The 2,039-nt window shown below is 75.9% G+C and carries 3 protein-coding genes (1 of these 3 cut by a window edge); 2 read left to right on the top strand and 1 reads right to left on the bottom strand.

The window, feature by feature from the left end; all coding sequences use genetic code 11:
* Positions 1 to 39 precede the first annotated feature (39 nt).
* The gene (locus tag D471_RS0115330) at positions 40 to 993 is read right to left on the bottom strand and encodes a MerR family transcriptional regulator (RefSeq protein ID WP_017599431.1); all 954 of its coding nucleotides are present in this window, start codon (positions 991 to 993) and stop codon (positions 40 to 42) included.
* Between the two features lie 96 nt (positions 994 to 1,089).
* On the opposite strand from D471_RS0115330, the gene D471_RS0115325 reads away from it, so the two are divergent.
* On the top strand, positions 1,090 to 1,599 hold the full coding sequence (locus tag D471_RS0115325) for a DUF4383 domain-containing protein (RefSeq protein WP_017599430.1): 510 nt from the start codon (positions 1,090 to 1,092) through the stop codon (positions 1,597 to 1,599).
* Between the two features lie 5 nt (positions 1,600 to 1,604).
* Positions 1,605 to 2,039: the 5' end (the start) of an SDR family oxidoreductase gene (locus D471_RS0115320; RefSeq protein WP_017599429.1), read on the top strand. It continues 1,005 nt past the right edge of the window; only the first 435 of its 1,440 coding nucleotides appear in the window; it begins with the start codon at positions 1,605 to 1,607; its stop codon lies beyond the right edge, outside the window.

Here is a 2,039-nt window from a genome sequence, read left to right as displayed (position 1 = left end):
CACCCTCCGAGGGTGTGGAGACCTTCGGCGGCTGACCCCTCAGCGGTCCGGCGCGACCGCCGCCGGGGACTCCGCGCGGGGCGCCAGGACGCGGACGGCGTCGCCCAGTGACGTGAGGTGGCCGTCGCGCGCCCGCTCGGCCCCGGCCACCGGGCGCCAACCGGGCCCCGCGGTGAACAGGCGGGTCCTCGGCCGGGAACCGGAGATCGCGCGCGCCGTCGCCAGTACGGCCGTCTCACCCGCGCGGTCGGCCCCGTGGCACCACACGACCACCGCACGGGGGGCGAGGCGGCGCACCGCGGCCACCGTCGCCTCCAACGGGGTGCAGGCGCCGAGCACCCGGTGGGACACCCCGGCCTCCCGCAGCGCGGCGGCGAGGGCTTCCAGGGGGAGGCTGTGCATCTCGTGCGGGCCGCAGGCCAGGAGCACGGGACGGTCCCCGTACGGTTCGGCCGCCGGCGCGCGGGCGGGTCCGCGGACCCGGCGCAGCGCGGACGACACGCACCACGACAACAGGTGTTCGACCTCGACGTACCGCAGCGTGGCCTCCCACCTGCGGCCCATCCCGTACAGCAGGGGCATCGCCAGCTCCTCCCAGGCGGCCACCACGCCCCTGGACCGGAGGGCGTCCTCCAGGATCTCCTCCACCAGGGCGGCGTCCAGGCGCATCGCCGCGTGCGCCACGCCCTGGAGGGTCGGGGTCGTCCGCCCGGTCGGCCCCCCGGCGGCCCGGGGGAGCGGAGGCGCGGGAGGGCGCGGCGTCGCGACGCCGCCGTCGCGCGTCCGCTCCGCGGCGTCGGCGGGGGTCATCCCCTCGCCGACCAGACGGCACAGCTCGCGCAGCCGGGATACGTCATCGGGCGTGTAGCGGCGGTGCCCGCCCGGACTGCGGCCACGGGGCCCGACGCCGTAGCGCCGGTCCCAGCTGCGCAGGGTCGAGGGCGCGACGCCGAGCAGACGGGCCGCCGCCCCGGGGGTGAGCGCGTCGGGCACGGCACACCTCCCGAAACGTTGCGAAAGCGGTGCGACTTGTGGCCTTGGTCGCGTGCGACCGACTCTAGCTGGGACGACACCGAAAGGGGTGCAGCGATGGAACACGATGCGAAGCGTTCGGCCGAACGACGCCTGGCCGCCGTCCACCGGGCGGGGGCGGCGCTGACCGGACTCGTGCTCATCGGCTTCGGCGTGGCGGGTCTGATGATCCGGCTTCCGCTGTTCGACACCCAGGGCGAGGTGATCGCGGGTCTGTCCACCAACGGCGCGCTCAGCTTCGTCTCGGTGGCGTTCGGTTCGCTCCTGGTCGGGGCGGCCGTGCTCGGCGGCGCCTTCGCCTCCACCGTGTGCACGGCGGTGGGCCTGCTGTTCGTGGCGAGCGGTCTGGCCAACCTCTACCTGATGGGTGCCGGCCCCAACGTCCTCGCCTTCTCGATGCCCAACGTGGTCTTCAGCTTCGTGGTCGGTCTCATGGTGATGACCTTCGGCATGTACGGCAGGGTGAGCGGCGGCCTGCCGGAGGACAACCCCTACCGGATCGCCCGGGAGCGGCGTCGCGAGCGCAGGAACCGGCGCCGGGACGCGGCCGTCGGCGCGGCGGGCTGAGCGCCGTGCGGGTGCTCGTGACCGGGGCCAGCGGCTACGTCGGAGGGCGGCTGGTCCCGCTGCTCCTGGAGGCCGGGCACGACGTGCGGTGCCTGGCGCGCACCCCGGAGAAGCTCCGTGACCACCCCTGGCGCGACCGGGTCGAGGTGGTGCGGGGGGACGTGGTCGACGGGTCCGGACTGGCCGAGGCGCTCACGAACGTGGACACCGCCTACTACCTCGTGCACGCGATGGCGGGCGGGCGCGGTTTCGCCGGGCAGGACGCCGAGGGCGCCCGCGTCTTCGCCCGCGCCGCCGAGGAGGCGGGCACGGGACGCGTGGTCTACCTCGGCGGCCTCGCCCCCCAGGCGGGTCCGCTCTCCGCGCACATGGCCTCCCGGACGGAGGTCGGCGACATCCTGCTCGCCTCCGCCGTGCCCACCGCCGTCCTGAGAGCGGCG

Origin of the sequence: Nocardiopsis lucentensis DSM 44048, assembly GCF_000341125.1 — a bacterium.
Lineage (GTDB): Bacteria > Actinomycetota > Actinomycetes > Streptosporangiales > Streptosporangiaceae > Nocardiopsis > Nocardiopsis lucentensis.
This window is presented reverse-complemented; position numbering and strand designations above follow the sequence as displayed.

What these genes read in the sequence shown, in the direction of transcription:
- D471_RS0115325 (WP_017599430.1), top strand. Translation starts at nt 1,090, where the DNA reads ATGGAACACGATGCGAAGCGTTCGGCCGAACGACGCCTGGCCGCCGTC.